Source organism: Pseudomonas sp. NFPP04, assembly GCF_900113815.1.
GTDB lineage: Bacteria > Pseudomonadota > Gammaproteobacteria > Pseudomonadales > Pseudomonadaceae > Aquipseudomonas > Aquipseudomonas extremorientalis.
The window spans coordinates 514280-534342 of the sequence record NZ_FOQS01000001.1 but is presented as its reverse complement, the minus strand read 5'-3'; the positions used below and the strand labels follow the sequence as shown (position 1 = coordinate 534342).

The following is a 20063-nucleotide window of genomic DNA, read 5'->3' as shown; positions in this document are numbered from 1 at the left end:
TACACCCGCAGCGTTCAAAGCAGTAAGCCATGGTCGGGATGGGGATCCCTGCCACGGTGAAAATCGCGCAACAGCCCGTTGAGGTTGTGCGCCAGACAAGAACAACAACTGAGGTTTTCCATGACAACTGCTCTTCAACAGCCTTCACTTTCGAGCCAATGCATGGCCGAATTCCTGGGGACTGCGCTTTTGATCTTCTTCGGTACAGGATGTGTCGCTGCGCTCAAGGTCGCGGGTGCCAGCTTTGGCTTGTGGGAGATCAGTATCATCTGGGGGGTCGGCGTCAGCATGGCGATCTACCTGAGCGCCGGTATTTCCGGAGCCCACCTCAACCCGGCTGTCAGCATCGCGCTGTGCATTTTCGCCGACTTCGAAAAGCGCAAACTGCCCTTTTACATTCTCGCCCAGATCGCCGGCGCCTTCTGCTCGGCGGCCTTGGTATACACGCTCTACAGCAACCTGTTTTTCGATTACGAACAAACCCACCATATGGTGCGCGGCTCCCAGGCCAGCCTGGAATTGGCGTCGGTGTTCTCCACCTACCCCCATGCGCTGCTGAGCACCGCCCAGGCGTTCCTGGTGGAAATGGTCATCACCGCCATCCTGATGGGCGTGATCATGGCCCTCACCGATGACAACAACGGCCTGCCACGCGGCCCGTTGGCGCCCCTGCTGATCGGCCTGCTGATCGCAGTGATCGGCAGCGCCATGGGCCCGTTGACCGGCTTTGCGATGAACCCGGCGCGGGATTTCGGGCCCAAGCTGATGACCTTTTTTGCGGGTTGGGGTGAAATGGCCTTCACTGGCGGCCGCGATATTCCTTACTTCCTCGTACCGATTTTCGCGCCGATTGTCGGCGCATGCCTCGGCGCCGCAGCCTATCGCGGGCTGATTGCCCGTCACCTGCCGAGCGCCGCACCTGCTATAGCTGAAGCAACACCTGACACGGCTGTCAACGGCAAGACCCGTATTTCCTGATAGCGCCAGCCTGAACGTACCTGCCCTTTTTACGGCCCAGGCTGATTACCGACTTTCTTATTTTCCAAGGCATTCGACATGACCGATATTCAGAATAAGAACTACATCATCGCCCTTGACCAAGGCACCACCAGTTCCCGGGCGATCATCTTCGATCGTGACGCCAACGTGGTCTGCACCGCCCAGCGCGAATTCGCCCAGCATTACCCGCAGGCGGGCTGGGTCGAACATGACCCGATGGAAATCTTCGCCACCCAGAGCGCCGTGATGGTCGAGGCCCTGGCTCAAGCGGGCCTGCACCATGACCAGGTCGCCGCCATCGGTATCACCAACCAGCGTGAAACCACCGTGGTGTGGGACAAAGTCACCGGTCGCCCGATCTACAACGCGATCGTCTGGCAGTGCCGCCGCAGCACCGAGATCTGCCAGCAGCTCAAGCGCGACGGCCACGAGCAATACATCGGCGACACCACCGGCCTGGTCACCGACCCGTACTTCTCCGGCACCAAGCTCAAGTGGATCCTCGACAACGTCGAAGGCAGCCGCGAGCGTGCGCGCAACGGCGAGCTGCTGTTCGGCACCGTCGACAGCTGGCTGATCTGGAAATTTACCGGCGGCAAGACCCACGTCACCGACTACACCAACGCTTCGCGCACCATGCTCTTCAACATCCACACCCTCGAGTGGGATGCGAAGATGCTGGAGATCCTCGACGTGCCGCGCGAAATGCTGCCGGAAGTGAAGTCCTCCTCGGAAATCTACGGCCGTACCAAAAGCGGCATCGCCATCGGCGGTATCGCCGGCGACCAACAGGCCGCCCTGTTCGGCCAGATGTGCGTCGAGGCCGGCCAGGCCAAGAACACCTACGGCACCGGCTGCTTCCTGCTGATGAACACCGGCGACAAAGCGGTGAAGTCCAAGCACGGCATGCTCACCACCATCGCCTGCGGTCCGCGTGGCGAAGTGGCCTACGCCCTGGAAGGTGCTGTATTCAACGGCGGTTCCACCGTGCAGTGGCTGCGTGATGAGCTGAAAATCATCAACGATGCTCACGACACCGAATACTTTGCCGGCAAGGTCAAGGACAGCAACGGCGTGTACCTGGTACCCGCGTTTACCGGCCTGGGCGCGCCCTACTGGGACCCGTATGCCCGTGGCGCACTGTTCGGCCTGACCCGCGGCGTACGCGTGGATCACATCATTCGTGCCGCCCTGGAGTCGATTGCCTACCAGACCCGCGACGTGCTCGACGCCATGCAACAGGACTCCGGCGAACGCCTCAAGGCCCTGCGTGTGGACGGCGGCGCGGTGGCCAACAACTTCCTGATGCAATTCCAGGCCGACATCCTCGGCACCCAGGTCGAGCGCCCACAAATGCGTGAAACCACCGCACTCGGCGCCGCCTACCTGGCCGGCCTGGCATGCGGTTTCTGGGGCAGCCTGGACGAGTTGCGCGGCAAGGCGGTGATCGAGCGCGAATTCGAACCGCAACTGGACGAAGCCGCCAAGGAAAAACTCTACGCCGGCTGGCAAAAAGCTGTCAGCCGCACCCGTGATTGGGAGCCGCACGAAGGCGCTGAATAAGCCAACGTCGGGTTGTAACTGGCAGGGAGCGGATTCCTGCGTCATCATGGGCCACTTTTGTATGGCAGCCCAAAGGACGCCCCATGAATCTGCCTCCCCGCCAACAACAAATCCTCGAACTGGTCCGCGAACGCGGCTATGTCAGTATCGAGGAAATGGCGCAGCTCTTCGTTGTTACCCCGCAAACCATCCGCCGCGATATCAACCAGCTGGCGGACGCCAATCTGCTGCGCCGCTACCACGGCGGCGCGGCCTATGACTCCAGCGTCGAAAACACCGCCTACGCCATGCGGGCCGACCAGATGCGCGACGAGAAACAGCGCATCGGCGAAGCCATCGCCGCGCAGATCCCCGATCACGCCTCATTGTTCATCAATATCGGCACCACCACCGAATCCATCGCCCGTGCGCTGCTCAACCACAACCATCTGAAAATCATCACCAACAACCTCAACGTCGCCACCATGCTCAGTGCCAAGGACGACTTCGACGTGCTGCTGACCGGCGGCAATGTGCGGCGTGACGGGGGCGTGGTCGGTCAGGCAAGTGTCGATTTCATCAACCAGTTCAAGGTCGACTTTGCCTTGGTGGGCATCAGTGGTATCGATGAAGATGGCAGCTTGCTCGACTTTGACTATCAGGAAGTCCGGGTTTCCCAGGCGATCATCGCCAATGCGCGCCAGGTGATCCTGGCGGCGGACTCCAGCAAGTTCGGGCGCAATGCCATGATTCGCCTGGGGCCGATCAGTTTGGTGGACTGCCTAGTGACTGACCAGCAGCCGGTGCCGGCGTTGGTGCAGTTGCTCAATGACCACAAGGTTCGTCTGGAAGTGGTGTAGCGTCTGCACTGACGCCATCGGGGGCAAGCCCCCTCCCACATTGGAATGTGATCAGCCTGTGGGAGGGGGCTTGCCCCCGATAGCTATTGACCTGACCACCCATTTCTCCAGCCAGCACTGGCTGATGTTCAAAAATCTTCCTTTCTCCGCCCTTCGATGAGTTTTTTCAATCGAACTCAGGTGGCTGCGCGCGCGTTTATCCGCTACCATTTTCGCAAATGAACATTAATGTTCGAATTCCAATACGAAAAAGATCGCGAGGCCAGCCGATGAACCCTTCTACCTTGCCTGCTCCACCGCTCGCCGAAGTCTATGACGTTGCCGTTATCGGTGGCGGAATCAATGGCGTCGGTATTGCAGCAGACGCAGCCGGTCGCGGTTTGTCGGTATTCCTTTGCGAAAAGGACGACCTGGCCAGCCACACCTCCTCCGCCAGCAGCAAGCTGATCCACGGCGGCCTGCGCTACCTCGAACATTACGAATTCCGCCTGGTGCGCGAAGCCCTGGCCGAACGTGAAGTGCTGCTGGCCAAGGCCCCGCACATCGTCAAGCAGATGCGCTTCGTGCTGCCGCACCGCCCGCACCTGCGTCCGGCGTGGATGATCCGCGCCGGCCTGTTTCTGTACGACCACTTGGGCAAGCGCGAAAAACTGGCCGGTTCGAAAAGCCTCAAGTTCGGCGCCGACAGCCCGCTGAAAAGCGAAATCACCCAAGGTTTCGAATACTCCGACTGCTGGGTCGATGACGCCCGCCTCGTGGTGCTCAACGCCATGGCCGCCCGCGAAAAAGGCGCACACATCCACACCCAGACCCGTTGCATCAGCGCCCACCGCAGCAATGGCATGTGGGAAATGAACATGGAGCGCGCCGACGGCAGCCTGTTTTCGATCCGCGCCCGGGCCCTGGTGAACGCTGCCGGCCCGTGGGTCGCCAAGTTCATCAAGGACGACCTGAAGCTGGATTCGCCCTACGGCATCCGCCTGATCCAGGGCAGCCACCTGATCGTGCCGAAACTGTATGAAGGCGCCCACGCGCATATCCTGCAGAACGAAGACCAGCGCATCGTCTTCACCATTCCGTACCTGAACCACCTGACCATCATCGGCACCACCGACCGCGAATACACCGGCGATCCGGCAAAAGTGGCGATCACCGAAGGTGAAACCGACTACATGCTGAAAGTGGTCAACGCGCACTTCAAGAAGCAACTGAGCCGCGATGACATCGTGCACACCTACTCCGGCGTACGCCCGCTGTGCAACGACGAATCGGACAACCCGTCGGCCATCACCCGTGACTACACCCTGGCACTGTCCGGTGGCACGGGCGAAGCGCCGATCCTGTCGGTGTTCGGCGGCAAGCTGACCACCTATCGCAAACTCGCTGAATCGGCCATGGCGCAACTGGCACCGTACTTCACCCAGATGCGCCCGAGCTGGACCGCCACCGCCAGCCTGCCGGGCGGTGAAAACATGACGACGCCAGAAGCCCTGGCCGAAGCGATTCGTAGCAGGTTCGACTGGATACCGAGCGAGATCGCCCGCCGTTGGTCCACCACCTACGGCAGCCGCACCTGGCGCCTGCTGGAAGGTGTGCAGTCGCTGGCCGATCTGGGTGACCACCTGGGCGGTGGCCTGTATACCCGCGAAGTCGATTACCTGTGCGCCGAAGAGTGGGCCACCCAGCCCCAGGACGTGCTGTGGCGCCGTACCAAGCTCGGCCTGTTCACCACCCCGGAAGAACAGGACAACGTGCAACTTTACCTGTCCAAGGTCGAGCAGACCCGTGCAAAGATTGAAGCGGCCTGATCAGGTCGCCCCGCAAAGCCCCTGCGCCGGAAGGCCCAGGGGCTTTTTTATGCAAGATAAATCCCACACGCCCTATTCGGTTTTCCGAACGCCATACCACAGCCTATTCGGATTGCCGGATCACAATGTGACAAATTCCTCGAAGAAAAAATTTAATACCCTTATAAATCAAAGATATAACCTTTTATTCGAGGTATGGCACGACTCATGCTCTACACTCCCTGACGATTGCCTGAGACGCCTCAGGAGCCGTCACGGGCATTCGCTGTACAAGAGAGCCGTCTAGCCGGCTTCATAAAAAAAACAAATGTCGAGGAAGTATTGATGCGCATCGTTCCCCATATCCTGGGCGCAGCTATCGCTGCTGCTCTGATCAGCACTCCAGTTTTCGCCGCCGAACTCACCGGCACACTGAAGAAAATCAACGACTCCGGCACCATCACCCTCGCTCACCGCGACAGCTCCATTCCGTTTTCCTACATCGCGGATGGCTCGGGCAAACCTGTGGGCTACTCCCACGACATTCAGCTGGCTATCGTTGAAGCCCTGAAAAAAGACCTGAACAAACCCGACCTGAAGGCCAAGTACAACCTGGTCACTTCGCAAACCCGTATTCCGCTGATCCAGAACGGCACCGCGGACCTCGAGTGCGGTTCCACCACCAACAACGCCGAACGCGCCCAACAAGTTGATTTCACCGTCAACATCTTCGAAATCGGCACCCGTCTGCTGGTCAAGAAAGACAAGGATGGCAAGCCGAGCTACGCCGACTTCGCCGACCTGAAAGGCAAGAACGTCGTGACCACCGCTGGCACCACGTCCGAGCGCATCATCAAGGCGATGAACGCCGACAAGCAGATGGGCATGAACGTCATCTCCGCCAAAGACCACGGCGAATCCTTCCAGATGCTGGAAAGCGGCCGCGCCGTAGCGTTCATGATGGACGACGCCCTGCTGGCCGGTGAAGAAGCCAAGGCCAAGAAGCCGGACGACTGGGTCATCACCGGCACTCCACAGTCCTTTGAGGCCTACGCCTGTATGGTTCGCAAAGGCGACCCGGACTTCAAGAAGGCTGTAGATGACGCCATCGTTGCCCTGTACAAATCCGGCGAAATCAACAAGATCTACAGCAAATGGTTCGAGAGCCCGATCCCACCAAAAGGCCTGAACCTGAACTTCCCGATGAGCGACAAGGTGAAGGAGCTGATCGCCAACCCAAGCGACAAACCAGCCCCTGACGTAAAAATCTGATACCTGACTAAGCTTATCTCCTGAGGGAGCCAACCTCCCTCAGGCGTCTGTTACTACCTGCTGGCTTTATTGTGGAACACTCGACCTGGCGGTTTTCGAGCCGATCGCGTGTGCCTGGCGTTCATCGCCAGGCGGGAAAGGATCTTCCCCAAGCGGGTGCTTGTACATCGATCGATCTCGAGGGGAGACCCTAATGAATTACAACTGGGACTGGGGCGTGTTCTTCAAGTCCACTGGCGTGGGCAGCGAGACTTATCTCGACTGGTACATCGCCGGATTGGGCTGGACCATCGCCATCGCTGTCGTGGCATGGATTATCGCCTTGCTGCTGGGGTCCATTCTGGGCGTCATGCGCACCGTGCCAAACCGCATCGTAGCGGGCATCGCGACCTGCTACGTGGAACTGTTTCGTAACGTGCCGCTGCTGGTTCAGCTGTTCATCTGGTACTTCCTGGTACCCGACATGCTGCCGCAGAACCTGCAGGACTGGTACAAACAGGACCTCAACCCGACCACCTCGGCCTACCTGAGCGTTGTCGTGTGCCTGGGCCTGTTCACCGCCGCCCGTGTGTGCGAGCAAGTGCGTACCGGCATCCAGGCGCTGCCACGCGGCCAGGAATCCGCTGCACGCGCCATGGGCTTCAAGCTGCCGCAGATCTACTGGAACGTGCTGCTGCCCCAGGCCTACCGGATCATCATTCCGCCGCTTACCTCGGAATTCCTCAACGTCTTCAAGAACTCCTCCGTGGCGTCCCTGATCGGCCTGATGGAACTGCTGGCGCAAACCAAACAGACCGCCGAGTTCTCGGCCAACCTGTTTGAAGCCTTCACCCTGGCCACGCTGATCTACTTCACCCTGAACATGAGCCTGATGTTGCTGATGCGCGTGGTCGAGAAGAAAGTCGCAGTGCCCGGCCTGATCTCCGTGGGGGGTAAATAATGGACTTCGATTTCAGCGGCATCATCCCCGCCATCCCGGGCCTGTGGAACGGCATGGTCATGACCCTGCAGTTGATGGTCATGGGCGTGGTCGGCGGTATCGCGCTGGGTACGGTCCTGGCGCTGATGCGCCTGTCGTCCAGCAAACTGCTGTCGCGCGTTGCCGGCGCTTATGTGAACTACTTCCGCTCGATCCCGCTGCTGCTGGTGATCACCTGGTTCTACCTGGCGGTGCCGTTCGTATTGCGCTGGATCACCGGCGAAGACACCCCGATCGGGGCGTTCACCTCCTGCGTCGTGGCGTTCATGATGTTCGAAGCCGCGTACTTCTGTGAAATCGTGCGGGCCGGCGTGCAGTCGATCCCCAAGGGCCAGATGGCGGCTGCACAGGCCATGGGCATGACCTACGGCCAGACGATGCGCCTGATCATCCTGCCCCAGGCGTTCCGCAAGATGACTCCGTTGCTGCTGCAACAGTCGATCATCCTGTTCCAGGACACCTCGCTGGTCTACACCGTGGGCCTGGTGGATTTCCTCAACTCCGCCCGTTCCAACGGCGACATCATCGGCCGCTCCAATGAGTTCCTGGTTTTCGCCGGTGTCGTCTACTTCATCATCAGCTTTTCCGCCTCGCTGCTGGTCAAGCGTCTGCAAAAAAGGTTTGCCGTATGATCTCTATCAAGAACATCAACAAGTGGTATGGCGACTTCCAGGTGCTGACCGATTGCAGCACCGAGGTTAAAAAAGGCGAAGTGATCGTGGTGTGCGGGCCGTCCGGCTCGGGTAAATCCACCCTGATCAAGTGCGTCAACGCGCTGGAACCGTTCCAGAAGGGCGACATCGTGGTCGACGGCACGTCCATCGCCGACCCGAAGACCAACCTGCCGCAGCTGCGCTCGCGCGTCGGCATGGTGTTCCAGCACTTCGAACTGTTCCCGCACCTGACCATCACCGAAAACCTGACCATCGCGCAGATCAAGGTGCTGGGCCGCAGCAAGGAAGAAGCCACCAAGAAAGGCCTGCAACTGCTCGAGCGCGTCGGCCTGTCGGCACATGCGCACAAGCACCCGGGCCAGCTCTCCGGCGGCCAGCAACAACGTGTGGCGATTGCCCGCGCCCTGGCCATGGACCCGATCGTCATGCTGTTCGACGAACCGACCTCGGCGCTGGACCCGGAAATGGTCAACGAAGTGCTCGACGTGATGGTGCAACTGGCCCAGGAAGGCATGACCATGATGTGCGTGACCCACGAAATGGGCTTCGCCCGCAAAGTGGCCGACCGCGTGATCTTCATGGACGCCGGTAAGATCATCGAAGACTGCCCGAAAGAAGAGTTCTTCGGCGACATCAGCGCCCGCTCCGAACGCGCGCAGCACTTCCTCGAGAAAATCCTGCAGCACTAAGAAGCAACTCGCTGCTCTGTCTGTGAAGACGGGCTTGTTGTGGCGAGCGGGCTTGCCCCGCGTCGGGCTGCGCAGCAGCCCCGGTACTGAAAAATGCCGTGTATCAGGCATCTCTCAGTACCTGATTTTGGGGCTGCTGCGCAGCCCGACGCGGGGCAAGCCCGCTCGCCACAGAATAAGCACCATCAGCACAACTGGTTGACCCAAGGCATCTGTGATGAAATGCGACCCCAACCAATTTCGCGCCGCACCGCCATCACTTGCCGTGAAACCACGCCTGATCCGCCAACTGTTCCTGCCGCCACTGATCATCGCCCTGATGATCGGCCTGGGTTTCATCGGCTTCTGGGTCAGTGAGTACTACGGCATCCGCACCCTCAGCGACACTGGCGAACGCCAGTTGGAGTTGCATGCCCGCACCGTCGAAAGCGAGCTGAGCAAATACACCTACCTGCCCAGCCTGCTGGAACTGGAGTCCAGCGTCTCCACGCTGCTGGCCGACCCGAACCAGGAAACCCGCAAGACCGTCAACGAGTACCTCGAAGGCCTGAACCGACGCAGTCGCAGTCGGGCCATCTACGTGATGGACACCACCGGCCGCGTGCTGGCCACCAGTAACTGGCGCGATGCCGACAGTTACCAGGGTGAAGACCTGTCCTTCCGCGCCTATTTCCAGAACGCCGTGCGGGGCCAGCCAGGTCGCTTCTACGGCATCGGCAGCACCAACGGCGAACCCGGCTACTACCTGGCCCACGGCCTGGAAGAGCATGGCAAGATCATCGGCGTCGCGGTGGTCAAGGTACGCCTCGAAGCCCTCGAAGAGCGCTGGCAACGCGCACGCCTCGAAGCGTTCGTGAGCGACGAAAACGGTATCATCATCCTCTCCAGTGACCCGGCCCGGCGCCTCAAGGCCGTGCGCCCGCTGAGCGATGACACCAAGGACCGCCTGGCCCACAGCCTGCAATATTATTGGGCGACGCTGAACGAGCTGGAGCCCCTGGCCCGCGAGCGCCTCAACGAAGGTACCGAAAAGCTGACCTTCCCAGCCAACAGCGAAGTGGTCAACGACGCCCACGAAGTCAGCTACCTGGCGCAGACCCGTCCGCTCAACGACACGCCGTGGAATTTCACCCTGCTCACTCCGCTCAACGACCTGCGCCGCGCCGCAATCAACCAGGGCATCCTGGTGGCCGTTGCGTTTGGCCTGGTGGCGTTTTTGCTGATTGCCTGGAACGAGCGACGCAAAGTCATCGCCACCCGCCTCGCCGCACGGGAAGCCTTGCAGGAAGCCAACAGCCAGTTGGAACGACGGATCGCCGAGCGCACCGCCGACCTGCGCGCCAGCAACGAACGGCTCAAGGGCCAGATCCGCGAACGGCGCCAGGCCGAAGAAACCCTGCGCCGTGCCCAGGATGAACTGGTGCAGGCCGGCAAACTGGCGGCCATCGGCCAGATGTCCACCAGCATCGCCCACGAATTGAATCAACCACTGGCCGCGCTGCGGACCCTGTCCGGCAACACCGTGCGCTTCCTGGAGCGCGGCGCCCTGGATACCGCCAGCGCCAACCTCAAGACCATCAATGAACTGATCGACCGCATGGGCCGTATCACCGCCAGCCTGCGCTCCTTCGCCCGGCGCGGAGACGACCAGGGCGAAGCCAGCCTGGCCAAAGCGGTAGACGCCGCGTTCCAGGTGCTCGGCGCACGCCTGGACAGCCTGCCACTGACCCTGCACCGCGACTTTTCCCACGCCCAATTGCAAATCGACCAGACGCGCCTGGAACAGATCCTGGTCAACCTGATCGGCAATGCCCTCGACGCCATGCAAGCCCAACCGGCCCCGCAATTGTGGCTGGAGGGCAGCAGCAGCGAGGGCAAATACCGCCTGCAAGTGCGCGACAATGGCCACGGCATCGATCCCGAGGCGCGCAAGCATTTGTTCGAACCGTTCTTCACCACCAAGCCCGGCGAGCAAGGCCTGGGCCTGGGCCTGACGCTGTCCGCCAGCCTCGCGGCGGCCACCGGCGGCAACCTCGCCGTGGAACACCCGGCCAGTGGTGGAACGGCCTTTGTCTTGTGCCTGCCGCTGGCGGGCACTCAACAAGCTGAGTCGACATGAATACAAACGCTACCGCCGTTAAAGAAGACCTCACCGTGCTGATCGTCGAAGACGACCCCCACGTGTTGCTCGGCTGCCAGCAAGCCCTGGCCCTGGAAGATATTCCCAGCGTCGGCGTGGGCAGTGCCGAAGAAGCCTTGAAGCGCATCGGCGAAAACTTCGCCGGCATCGTGATCAGCGACATCCGTTTGCCGGGCATCGACGGCCTGGAGCTGCTCACCCGCCTCAAGGCCCTGGATAAAAGCCTGCCGGTGGTGCTGATTACCGGGCACGGCGATATTTCCATGGCGGTCGGCGCGATGCGCAACGGCGCCTATGACTTCATGGAGAAACCCTTCTCCCCCGAACGCCTGGTCGACGTCGCCCGGCGCGCCCTGGAGCAGCGCGGGCTGGCGCGGGAAGTCTGGTCGCTGCGCCGCCAATTGGCCGAGCGCGATTCGTTGGAAGGCCGCATCATCGGCCGTTCGCCGGCCATGCAGAACCTGCGCGAACTGATCGCCAACGTCGCCGACACCTCGGCCAACGTGCTGATCGAAGGCGAGACCGGCACCGGCAAGGAACTGGTCGCGCGCTGCCTGCATGATTTCAGCCGGCGTCACGCCCACCAGTTTGTCGCCCTGAATTGCGGCGGCCTGCCGGAGAACCTCTTCGAAAGCGAGATTTTCGGCCACGAAGCCAACGCCTTCACCGGTGCCGGCAAGCGCCGCATCGGCAAGATCGAACACGCCCACGAAGGCACGCTGTTCCTCGATGAAGTGGAAAGCATGCCGATCAACCTGCAGATCAAGTTGCTGCGGGTATTGCAGGAACGCACTCTGGAACGCCTGGGGTCGAACCAGAGTGTCGCAGTGGATTGCCGGGTGATCGCCGCCACCAAGTCCGACCTCGACGAACTGAGCCGCGCCAACCAGTTCCGCAGCGACCTGTACTACCGTCTCAACGTGGTGACCCTGGAACTGCCGCCCCTGCGCGAGCGTCGCGAAGACATCCTGCAACTGTTCGAACACTTCCTGCAGCAGTCATCCCTGCGTTTCGACCGCACCGCGCCGGAGCTGGACAACCAGACCCTGTCGAGCCTGATGAGCCACGACTGGCCGGGCAACGTGCGCGAATTGCGCAACGTCGCCGAACGCTTCGCCCTCGGCCTGCCCGCCTTCAAAAAAAGCGGCGCCGGCAGCGGCGGCCAGGGGCTGGCCTTTACCGAGGCAGTGGAGGCCTTCGAACGCAACCTGCTCAACGATGCACTGCAACGCAGCGGCGGCAACCTGACCCAGGCCAGCCAGGAACTGGGGATGGCCAAGACCACGCTGTTCGACAAGGTCAAGAAGTACGGGTTGAGTCACTGATGGACTTGCTATTGAAAGCCGCCCTTGGCGCGGCAGTAGTGCTGATTCTGGCGGCGCTGGCCAAGACCAAAAACTATTACATCGCAGGGCTGGTGCCGCTGTTTCCGACCTTTGCGTTGATCGCCCACTACATCGTCGGCAAAGGGCGCTCGGTAGACGACTTGAAGACCACGATCCTGTTCGGGATGTGGTCGATCATTCCGTATTTTGTGTACCTGGCGACCTTGTATGTGATGGTCGATCGGATGCGGCTGGAAGCATCACTCGCCGTGGCTGCCGTGGCTTGGTTGATGGCCGCGACGGTGCTGGTGAGCATCTGGGTACGCGTCCACACCTGACCCAACACGGTCAAAACTGTGGGAGGGGGCTTGCCCCCGATGGCGGTGTATCAGAGACAGAAAAGCTGTCTGACCCACTGCAATCGGGGGCAAGCCCCCTCCCACATTTTTATCCCGGTTGAGTCAGCGGACGATCTTGTCGACCTGGATACCCAGCTTCTTCAGGCGATACCAGAAGCTGCGCTCGGAAATACCGATCTTCGCCGCCGCTGCGGCCTGCACCCCGTTGCTCTCCTGCAACGCTGCCAGAATATAGGCCTTCTCCACCTCTGCCAGCGCCGCATCCAGGTCCTGGGGAATGCCCGGCCCATCGCTGAGGATCGCCGTCACACCCCCCTCGCTCGGTTTGGATGCAAACAGGTAACCCGGCAGGTCGATATCCTCGATTACCGGTGAGGCCGCCACGATGGTCGCGCGCTCCACGCAGTTCTGCAGTTCACGGATATTGCCCGGCCAGTGATACGCCGCCATGGCCTGCAAGGCTTCCGGGCTGAAGCCAGTGATACGTTTGCCGGCGGTGGCACTCAGGGTGTGGGCGAAGTGGCGGGCCAACGGCGCGATGTCTTCCACTCGCTCGCGCAAGGCCGGCAATGGGATCGGGAACACGTTGAGGCGGTAATACAGGTCTTCGCGAAACTCTTTGTTGGCCACCGCGTCCAGCAAATTCTTGTTGGTGGCGGCAATCACCCGCACGTCCACCTTGCGCTCGCGCGGGTCGCCCACCGGTTCGATCACCCGCTCCTGCAATGCACGCAGGATCTTCGCCTGCAACGCCAACGGCATGTCGCCCACTTCGTCGAGAAACAACGTGCCCTTGTCGGCCTGCTGGAAGCGCCCTACCCGGTCGGCCACGGCGCCGGTAAACGCGCCTTTGCGATGGCCGAACATTTCGCTTTCCAGCAGCCCTTCCGGGATCGCCGCACAGTTGACCGCCACGAACGGCTGGTCGGCACGGCTGCCGTGTTTGTGGATGGCGCGGGCGACCATTTCCTTGCCGGTGCCGCTTTCGCCGGTGAGCAGGATGGTGGCGCTGCTGTCGCGCACCGAGTCCACCGCCTGCAGCACTTTGCGAAACGCCGGGCTGTCGCCCACCAGGCTGTCGAACTGTGCGTGCTCGTCCAGTTCGGCGCGCAGGCGCGCGTTGTCGCGCATGATGTCGCGAAACTGCAGGGCCTTGGCCACGGTGATGTCCAGCTCGTCGATATCGAACGGCTTGGCGATGTAGTCGTAGGCGCCATTGCGCATCGACTGCACCGCGTTTTTCACGGTGCTGTAGGCAGTCATCACGATCACCGGCACGTGGGGGTAACGCACCTTGATCTCGGCCAGCAGCGCCGGCCCGTCCATGCCTGGCATGCGCCAATCGCTGATCACCAGGTCGATGTCTTCCTGCTCCAGCACCTTGAGCGCGTGCAGGCCGTTGCCGGCGATGAACACCTGCACGTTGTTCTGGCCCAGGGCCGACGCCAGCAGGTCGCAGAGCTTGGGTTCGTCGTCGACTACCAGAATGTTATGCGTCATGACTGTCCTCGTCGTCTTCGCCCATCGCCGGAATGTACAGGCTGAACGTGGCGCCGGCATCTTTTTCACTGGCGCATTCGATGCTGCCGTCGTGACTTTCCATGATCGAATAGACTTTGGCCAGGCCCAGCCCGGTGCCCGAGGCCTTGGTGGTGACGAAAGGGGTAAAGATACGTTCGATCATGTCCGCCGGAATGCCCTGGCCGGTGTCGGCGATGCTGATCACTGTGTTGTCGTCCACCGAGCGAATGCCCAACGTCAGCCGCCCGCCTTCGGGCATCGCGTCGACAGCGTTGAGAATCAGGTTGAGACACGCCTGCTTGAGCTGCTTGGCGTCAGCATAGATGGTCGCTCCCGGCGCCTGGTCATCGACATGCGCATCGATCGCATGGGTGGCCAGTTCCGGCGCGCAGAAGCCGAGGATCTCGTCCACCAGCGCGCGCGCCGGTTGCAACACGCGCAGTGGCGGGTTGGGCTTGGCGAAGTCGAGGAACTCGGTGATCAGGTCGTTGATGCGGCTGACTTCACTGACCACGTATTCCAGGTGACGCTTGTCGGTTTCCGGCAGATCGGCACGCCGATGCAACAGTTGCGTGGCTGTCTTGATGATGCCCAGCGGGTTGCGGATCTCGTGGGCCAGGCCCATGGCGACTTCGCCCAGGGCGTGCAGGCGATCGCGTCGGCGCAACTGGGCCTCGAGGTAATGCAACTCGCCCAGGCGCTCGGTCATATGGTTGAAGGTGCTGCTCAACTGCGCCAGCTCATCGCCGCCGCTGACCGGCACACGGTGTTCGTAGTGACCCGAAATCACCGCGTCCACACCTTGGGACAGGTCGCGCAGCGGTTTGGTCAGGCGCCGCGACACCAGCACCCCGGCCGCCAGCGACAAGGCCGAGCTAAGCAGGAAGATCAGCACGAACAGGTTGCTCTGGTTGACCAGCCCGACCAGGCTGGTGTGGCGCAGCAGGCCGCTGAAAATCACGCCCTGCAAATCCCCCGCATCATTGAAGATCGGCCAGTACAGTCCGCTGTAGTTGTTGGTGAACTGCTCGCTGGGCTGGCGGGTGCTGCGCATCGCCGCTTCGACGCTCTTGGGGATGCGCGAGGGGTGATCCACGAAGCGCTGGGTCGAGAAGATCTCGGAAAAACCGTCGGGGTTGGCCAGGTACAGGCGCAGGTCGAGGGAATGCACATCGGCCACGCTGGTGAGGAAACTGCTGTCCAGGTAGGTGGCGACCAGCAACAGGTAGTCGACACCGTCACGGCTGGTTTCAAAGGTCGACACCACCAGGCCGGTATTCACCCCGGCCACCTGCACGGTCTGCAACACCGCGTTGCTGGTCAGGTTGATCTGTTTGACGATGTCATCGGAGGCGGTGCTGAATTCGACCTTGTGGTCGCTGGCGCGAATCAGCGCCACCACGTCGATGTCGGTAGCGTCGGCAATGTCGGCGGTCAGGCGGTCGTGCTTGGCGGCTTGCCGGCTTGACGGCGGGCTCGTGTAGCGCAGGAACAACTTGGCCATGCGCGCGTTGTCGTGAAGGATGTCGCCGATTTCGTCCTTGACGATCTTGGTCGACTCCTGCAGCCAGATGCGCACGTTGCTGTCGAAGATCTGCGACAGCGTGGTCGCGGCCAGCTCGGCCGCGATCATGGTAGGAATCACGCTGACCAACCAGAACGCCAGCACCAGCTTGCGCTGGACGCTCCAGCGCGAAATGGCAAAGGGGCGGGCTTTCTGGCGGGTCTTGGTGATCATCAGGTTTCGCTTATCGCAGCAGCCATGGCAGGGTCGGAACGGTCCGGTCGAATAAACAGTTTTACAAGCTTGAGCAGGCCGTTGACCAGCCGGTTGCGGTGACGGAAAAACACACTGTTGCCCTGGAACTCGCAACCCAGGCGCAGCTTACTGGCATACCCGGCCTGGCCGCACTCATACACGGCAATATTGTGTTGAATACAGTAGTCGACATTGGTCAGCCAGCTGCGGAAGTACAGGTTGTAGTCGCGGGTGAACGCCACGTCATGCCCGAAAAACTTGTCCACCAGCCGGTGTTGGTCGACCAGCACCAGGTTGAACGCCACCAGTTGCTCGTCCACCCAGTAAAGAACACAGACCGCGCGCTCATCCAGGCGTTCGAGCACACCGGTGAAGTAACCGGCGGGCAGCCGTTCGAACTGCAACTCGGCACGCGTGAGCGTGGCCTCGTACAAGCGCATCACCTCGGGCAGCACGTCGTCGATATTGCGCCGCCACTCCACCCGCGGCCCCGGCGCACGCAGCTTGCGGCGCAGGTCCTTGCGCGTGGATTTGCCCAGCGAACCCAGGTAGGCATCCACCGAGCCGTACGGCAGCGGCAACACGCCGGTGGGCAAGCTCGGCATGCTCTGGAAGCCTGCCGCGCGGCAGCTCTGGAGCCAATGCGGGTCCTTGCTCGGCGCATCCTTGACCGCCACCAGGCCGATGCCGAAGTCATTGGCATCCTGGCGGGCGGCGCCCAGCAGGTGCTTGAGCAACAGCGGACGCTGGGCGTCCGGCACGCTGCTGGCGAAACCCGCGTCGCAGCGTTCGGCCACCGGCGATCCGAGGGCATACAGCCCCAGCTGCAAAAGCCCCGGCCACAATCGCTCGACACGTTCGGTCAAGCGCTTGCCGGCGCCCGACACCGTGGTGTCGAGGCGATAATGCGTGATGAACGCGGCAGCCACGGCCACCAGCGTTCCATCTTGATAAACCGCGAGATAACGCCACTGGAAATCATCAATGGCGGCGTTTTCCACGGCGACGTAATAGTCCCAGTCCTCCAGGGCCCCCGGGAAACAGTCGTTCCAGGCACTGCGCTGGATAGCCCGGATGGTCGGGAAGGCTTGGGCGGTGATCACATCGTGTCCTTTGTCAGAGTCTATGGCCGAGAGTGGGCTTGCTGTATCGAGTGGGCTCGCCACAAAGTGAACTGGCGCCCATGGCGGAGGTGTGTTGTTCGACGAAATCGGCGCTCAATTCGATCACCCGGCGGTATTGCAGGTCGACGGTGATCATGTGGTAGCAGTTGTCCAGCAGGATCTTGGTCACCGGCCCGCCGAGGTGGCGTTCCACGTAATCGGCGTTCCAGCGGCTGGTGATGTCGTCCTCGATGGAGTGCAATACCAGCGCCGGTACGTTGATCGACGGCATGCGTTTCTTGACCACGGCGTTCATCCAGTGCAATTCACGCACCGTCACGCCCTCCATCGTCAACAGGCCCGCCTCGCTGCTTTCGCCTTCCTTCATCTGCCGTTCAACGATGGCGCGCAGGCGTTCGTTCTTGATGCCGTAGGGCGGCTTCTCGGTAAAGCGGAACAGGCGCACGCCGAACGGGATACGGATGAGCAACGGCGTGATAAACGCCATTTTGTTGATGCTCCACCCGTCGTACTTGAGCGTGGTGGAATACATCAGCAAACCGGCCACCTGGCCCGGATGCTCCGACGCCAGGTACATCGACATCACCGCGCCCATCGACAAGCCGCCGACAAACACCTGCGCGTGGCGTTGCTTCACGCCCACGAAGGTCTTGCGCACGCCTTCGTACCAGTCCATCCAGCCCGTGGCCTGCAGGTCGCTGTTGTCACCGCAGTGCCCGGCCAGGGTGGGCACGTACACCGTGCAATTGCCCACCTTGGCCAGGCCCTTGGCGACCTGGCGCAACTCCGTCGGGGTGCCGGTCAGGCCGTGGATCAACAGGATCCCGACCGGACCGTCACCGAGAACGAAACCGGCATCACCTTCACCGAGGTCGATCCCGACGCTGTTCACCGGTTGGTCGCCCGCACCAGCAGTTGCTCGAGCAGCTTCAGGCCCAGCTCGATTTCCGGGTAGCTGATTTCCAGGGACGGTGCCAGGGTGATCACGTTCTTGTAGTAGCCGCCCACATCGAGGATCAGCCCGAGTTTCTGGCCGTCCACCACCATGTCGCCCTTCATGCCTTCTTCGACCATGTAGTCCAGGGTCGCCTTGTCCGGTGTAAAACCATCCGGGGCGCAGATTTCGCAGCGCAGCGCCAGGCCCAGGCCGTCGACATCGCCAATGATCGGGAAACGTTTCTGCAGGTCCTGCAGGCCTTCGAGGAAGAACTTGCCCTTGGCCATGACCATCGCGCCGTAGTCGATCTCGTTGGTCATCTTGAACATTTCCAGGCCTACCGCCGTGCCCAACGGGTTGGAGGCGAAGGTGGAGTGGGTCGAACCTGGCGGGAAGATCTTCGGGTTGATCAACTCTTCACGGGCCCAGATGCCGCCCAGTGGGTTGAGGCCGTTGGTCAGCGCCTTGCCGAACACGATCACATCCGGCTGCACGTCAAAGTGTTCGATCGACCACAGTTTGCCGGTGCGGTAAAAGCCCATCTGGATCTCGTCGGAGACCATCAGGATGCCGTGTTGATCCAGCACGTGCTTCAACTCGCGGTAGAAGTTCATCGGCGGGATCACGTAGCCGCCGGTGCCCTGGATCGGCTCGACGTAGAACGCGGCGTATTCGCTGGAGCCGACTTTCGGGTCCCACACCCCGTTGTATTCAGTCTCGAACAGGCGGGCGAATTGCTGCACGCAGTGGCTGCCGTATTCTTCCTTGGTCATGCCTTTGGGGCCACGGAAGTGGTACGGGAACGGGATGAACTGCGCGCGCTCGCCGAAGTGGCCGTAGCGGCGACGGTAGCGGTAGCTGGAGGTGATCGACGAAGCACCCAGGGTGCGCCCGTGGTAGCCGCCCTCGAAGGCGAACATCAGGCTCTTGCCGTTGGTGGCGTTACGCACCACTTTCAGGGAGTCTTCGATGGACTGCGAACCGCCGACGTTGAAGTGCACGCGACCGTCGAGGCCGAATTTCTTCTTGGCGTCGACCGCGATCATTTCCGACAGCTCGATCTTGCCCTTGTGCAGGTACTGGCTGGCGATTTGCGGCAGCGTGTCGATCTGCTGTTTCAACGCGTTGTTCAGGCGCGGGTTGGCGTAGCCGAAGTTGACCGCCGAGTACCACATTTGCAGGTCGAGATAGGCCTGGTCTTCGGTGTCCCACACGTAGGAGCCTTCGCAACGGCTGAAAATACGCGGCGGCTCGATGTAGTGAACGGTGTCGCCGTAGGAGCAATACTTGGCTTCTTTGTCCAGAAGGATCTGGTCTTCGGCGGTAGCGATACGGATATCAGACATGATGGAAGAGTTCCTGGTTGTCAGCAGTAAAGGTGGTGGCGTTGGCGGCGATGCCCTGAGGCAGCAGGGCCAGCAATGCAGGCAGTTCGGCAAAGGTGTCGAAGCGTGCGTGAGGAATGTCGTTGGCTTCGCAGTACTTGGCGAGGCTGCCCTTGGCGAACACGAAGTCGGCGGTGGAGGCCACGCACATATCGGACTTGCCGTCGCCGATCACCAGCACGCGCTTGTTGCGTGGGGTGGACTTGCACTTGCAGTTGCCGGAAGCGGCACGGCAGGCGTCGCTGGCATACGGGAAATCGATGCGCCAGCTGTTCTGGTCGACCTGGCGCAGGCGGTTGGCAAGGATCGGCAGCAAGGTCACGTAGTTGCGCGACAGGATGCGGGCAATGCCCTGCTCGATGCCGTCGCTGACCACTTCGATGGTCGCACCCAGTCCCATGACGTGGTCGACGAAGTCGGGGAAGTCCGGGTCGATCTCGACGCTGTCGAAGTACGCCAGCAGCTCGGAAGGTGTGGCCTTGATCAGCGCCAGTTGGCGGCTCAGGCATTCGCGTGAACCGATATGCCCATCCAGCCATTCCTGTTCGATGGTTTCCCACTCGGGGCCGGCGAAGCGTTGGAGGACGTTGTCGATGACATCGGTGGGGGTAATGGTCCCGTCGAAGTCACACACGATATGCCACTGGATCATCGTTGTTTACCTTGGAGGAGCGCGCTGTGTGCGCTTGCACCAGAGGTAGAGCAGGGACT

The 20063-nt window shown here is 61.4% G+C and carries 17 protein-coding genes; 11 read left to right on the top strand and 6 right to left on the bottom strand.

From position 1 onward, the window contains the following. The first annotated feature begins 120 nt into the window (after positions 1-120). From BM017_RS02450 to BM017_RS02400, 11 genes are all read left to right on the top strand, one after another. Positions 121-978, top strand: a complete 858-nt coding sequence (locus tag BM017_RS02450) for an MIP/aquaporin family protein (protein ID WP_071488709.1) — start codon at positions 121-123, stop codon at positions 976-978. Between the two features lie 78 nt (positions 979-1056). Next, positions 1057-2562 (top strand): glycerol kinase GlpK, encoded by a 1506-nt coding sequence (glpK, locus tag BM017_RS02445; protein WP_071488708.1) that lies wholly within the window; start codon positions 1057-1059, stop codon positions 2560-2562. A gap of 83 nt (positions 2563-2645) precedes the next feature. Further along, positions 2646-3401, top strand: coding sequence for a DeoR/GlpR family transcriptional regulator (locus BM017_RS02440; protein WP_034118315.1), 756 nt, complete (start codon positions 2646-2648; stop codon positions 3399-3401). Positions 3402-3670: 269 nt separating this feature from the next. Then, positions 3671-5209, top strand: coding sequence for a glycerol-3-phosphate dehydrogenase (gene glpD, locus BM017_RS02435; protein ID WP_092241050.1), 1539 nt, complete (start codon positions 3671-3673; stop codon positions 5207-5209). Between the two features lie 324 nt (positions 5210-5533). Then, positions 5534-6460, top strand: a complete 927-nt coding sequence (locus BM017_RS02430; RefSeq protein ID WP_058423787.1) for a glutamate/aspartate ABC transporter substrate-binding protein — start codon at positions 5534-5536, stop codon at positions 6458-6460. A 193-nt stretch (positions 6461-6653) separates the two neighbouring features. After that, entirely contained in the window at positions 6654-7400 is a 747-nt protein-coding gene (locus BM017_RS02425; protein WP_071488705.1) for an amino acid ABC transporter permease, read from the top strand. After that, complete coding sequence (locus BM017_RS02420; RefSeq protein WP_071488704.1) at positions 7400-8071, top strand: amino acid ABC transporter permease; 672 nt, start codon at positions 7400-7402, stop codon at positions 8069-8071. The genes BM017_RS02425 and BM017_RS02420 overlap by 1 nt, the downstream gene beginning before the upstream one ends. Next, positions 8068-8802, top strand: coding sequence for an amino acid ABC transporter ATP-binding protein (locus BM017_RS02415; protein ID WP_071488703.1), 735 nt, complete (start codon positions 8068-8070; stop codon positions 8800-8802). The genes BM017_RS02420 and BM017_RS02415 overlap by 4 nt, the downstream gene beginning before the upstream one ends. Before the next feature lie 217 nt (positions 8803-9019). Then, positions 9020-10921 carry a two-component sensor histidine kinase AauS gene (locus tag BM017_RS02410; RefSeq protein ID WP_092241048.1) on the top strand — a complete coding sequence of 634 codons (1902 nt, stop codon included), beginning with the start codon at positions 9020-9022 and terminating at the stop codon, positions 10919-10921. After that, on the top strand, positions 10918-12267 hold the full coding sequence (locus BM017_RS02405) for a two-component response regulator AauR (RefSeq protein WP_092241046.1): 1350 nt from the start codon (positions 10918-10920) through the stop codon (positions 12265-12267). Before BM017_RS02410 ends, BM017_RS02405 begins: the two co-directional genes overlap by 4 nt. Continuing rightward, positions 12267-12605: a GlpM family protein gene (locus BM017_RS02400; RefSeq protein WP_071488700.1), complete on the top strand. Its 339-nt coding sequence runs from the start codon at positions 12267-12269 to the stop codon at positions 12603-12605. The genes BM017_RS02405 and BM017_RS02400 overlap by 1 nt, the downstream gene beginning before the upstream one ends. A gap of 123 nt (positions 12606-12728) precedes the next feature. Here the strand turns inward: BM017_RS02400 and BM017_RS02395 are convergent, their stop codons facing one another. The 6 genes from BM017_RS02395 to BM017_RS02370 are packed head-to-tail and all read right to left on the bottom strand — an operon-like array spanning position 12729 to position 20004. Further along, complete coding sequence (locus tag BM017_RS02395; RefSeq protein WP_071488699.1) at positions 12729-14126, bottom strand: sigma-54-dependent transcriptional regulator; 1398 nt, start codon at positions 14124-14126, stop codon at positions 12729-12731. Further along, positions 14116-15885 (bottom strand): sensor histidine kinase, encoded by a 1770-nt coding sequence (locus BM017_RS02390; RefSeq protein ID WP_071488698.1) that lies wholly within the window; start codon positions 15883-15885, stop codon positions 14116-14118. The genes BM017_RS02395 and BM017_RS02390 overlap by 11 nt, the downstream gene beginning before the upstream one ends. Continuing rightward, positions 15885-17009, bottom strand: a complete 1125-nt coding sequence (locus tag BM017_RS02385) for a GNAT family N-acetyltransferase (protein WP_092241044.1) — start codon at positions 17007-17009, stop codon at positions 15885-15887. The genes BM017_RS02390 and BM017_RS02385 overlap by 1 nt, the downstream gene beginning before the upstream one ends. Before the next feature lie 13 nt (positions 17010-17022). Continuing rightward, on the bottom strand, positions 17023-17922 hold the full coding sequence (locus BM017_RS02380; protein WP_092241042.1) for an alpha/beta hydrolase: 900 nt from the start codon (positions 17920-17922) through the stop codon (positions 17023-17025). Next, the gene (locus tag BM017_RS02375; RefSeq protein ID WP_071488695.1) at positions 17919-19313 is read right to left on the bottom strand and encodes an aspartate aminotransferase family protein; all 1395 of its coding nucleotides are present in this window, start codon (positions 19311-19313) and stop codon (positions 17919-17921) included. The genes BM017_RS02380 and BM017_RS02375 overlap by 4 nt, the downstream gene beginning before the upstream one ends. Further along, entirely contained in the window at positions 19306-20004 is a 699-nt protein-coding gene (locus BM017_RS02370) for an MtnX-like HAD-IB family phosphatase (RefSeq protein ID WP_071488694.1), read from the bottom strand. Before BM017_RS02370 ends, BM017_RS02375 begins: the two co-directional genes overlap by 8 nt. Positions 20005-20063: the final 59 nt, after the last annotated feature.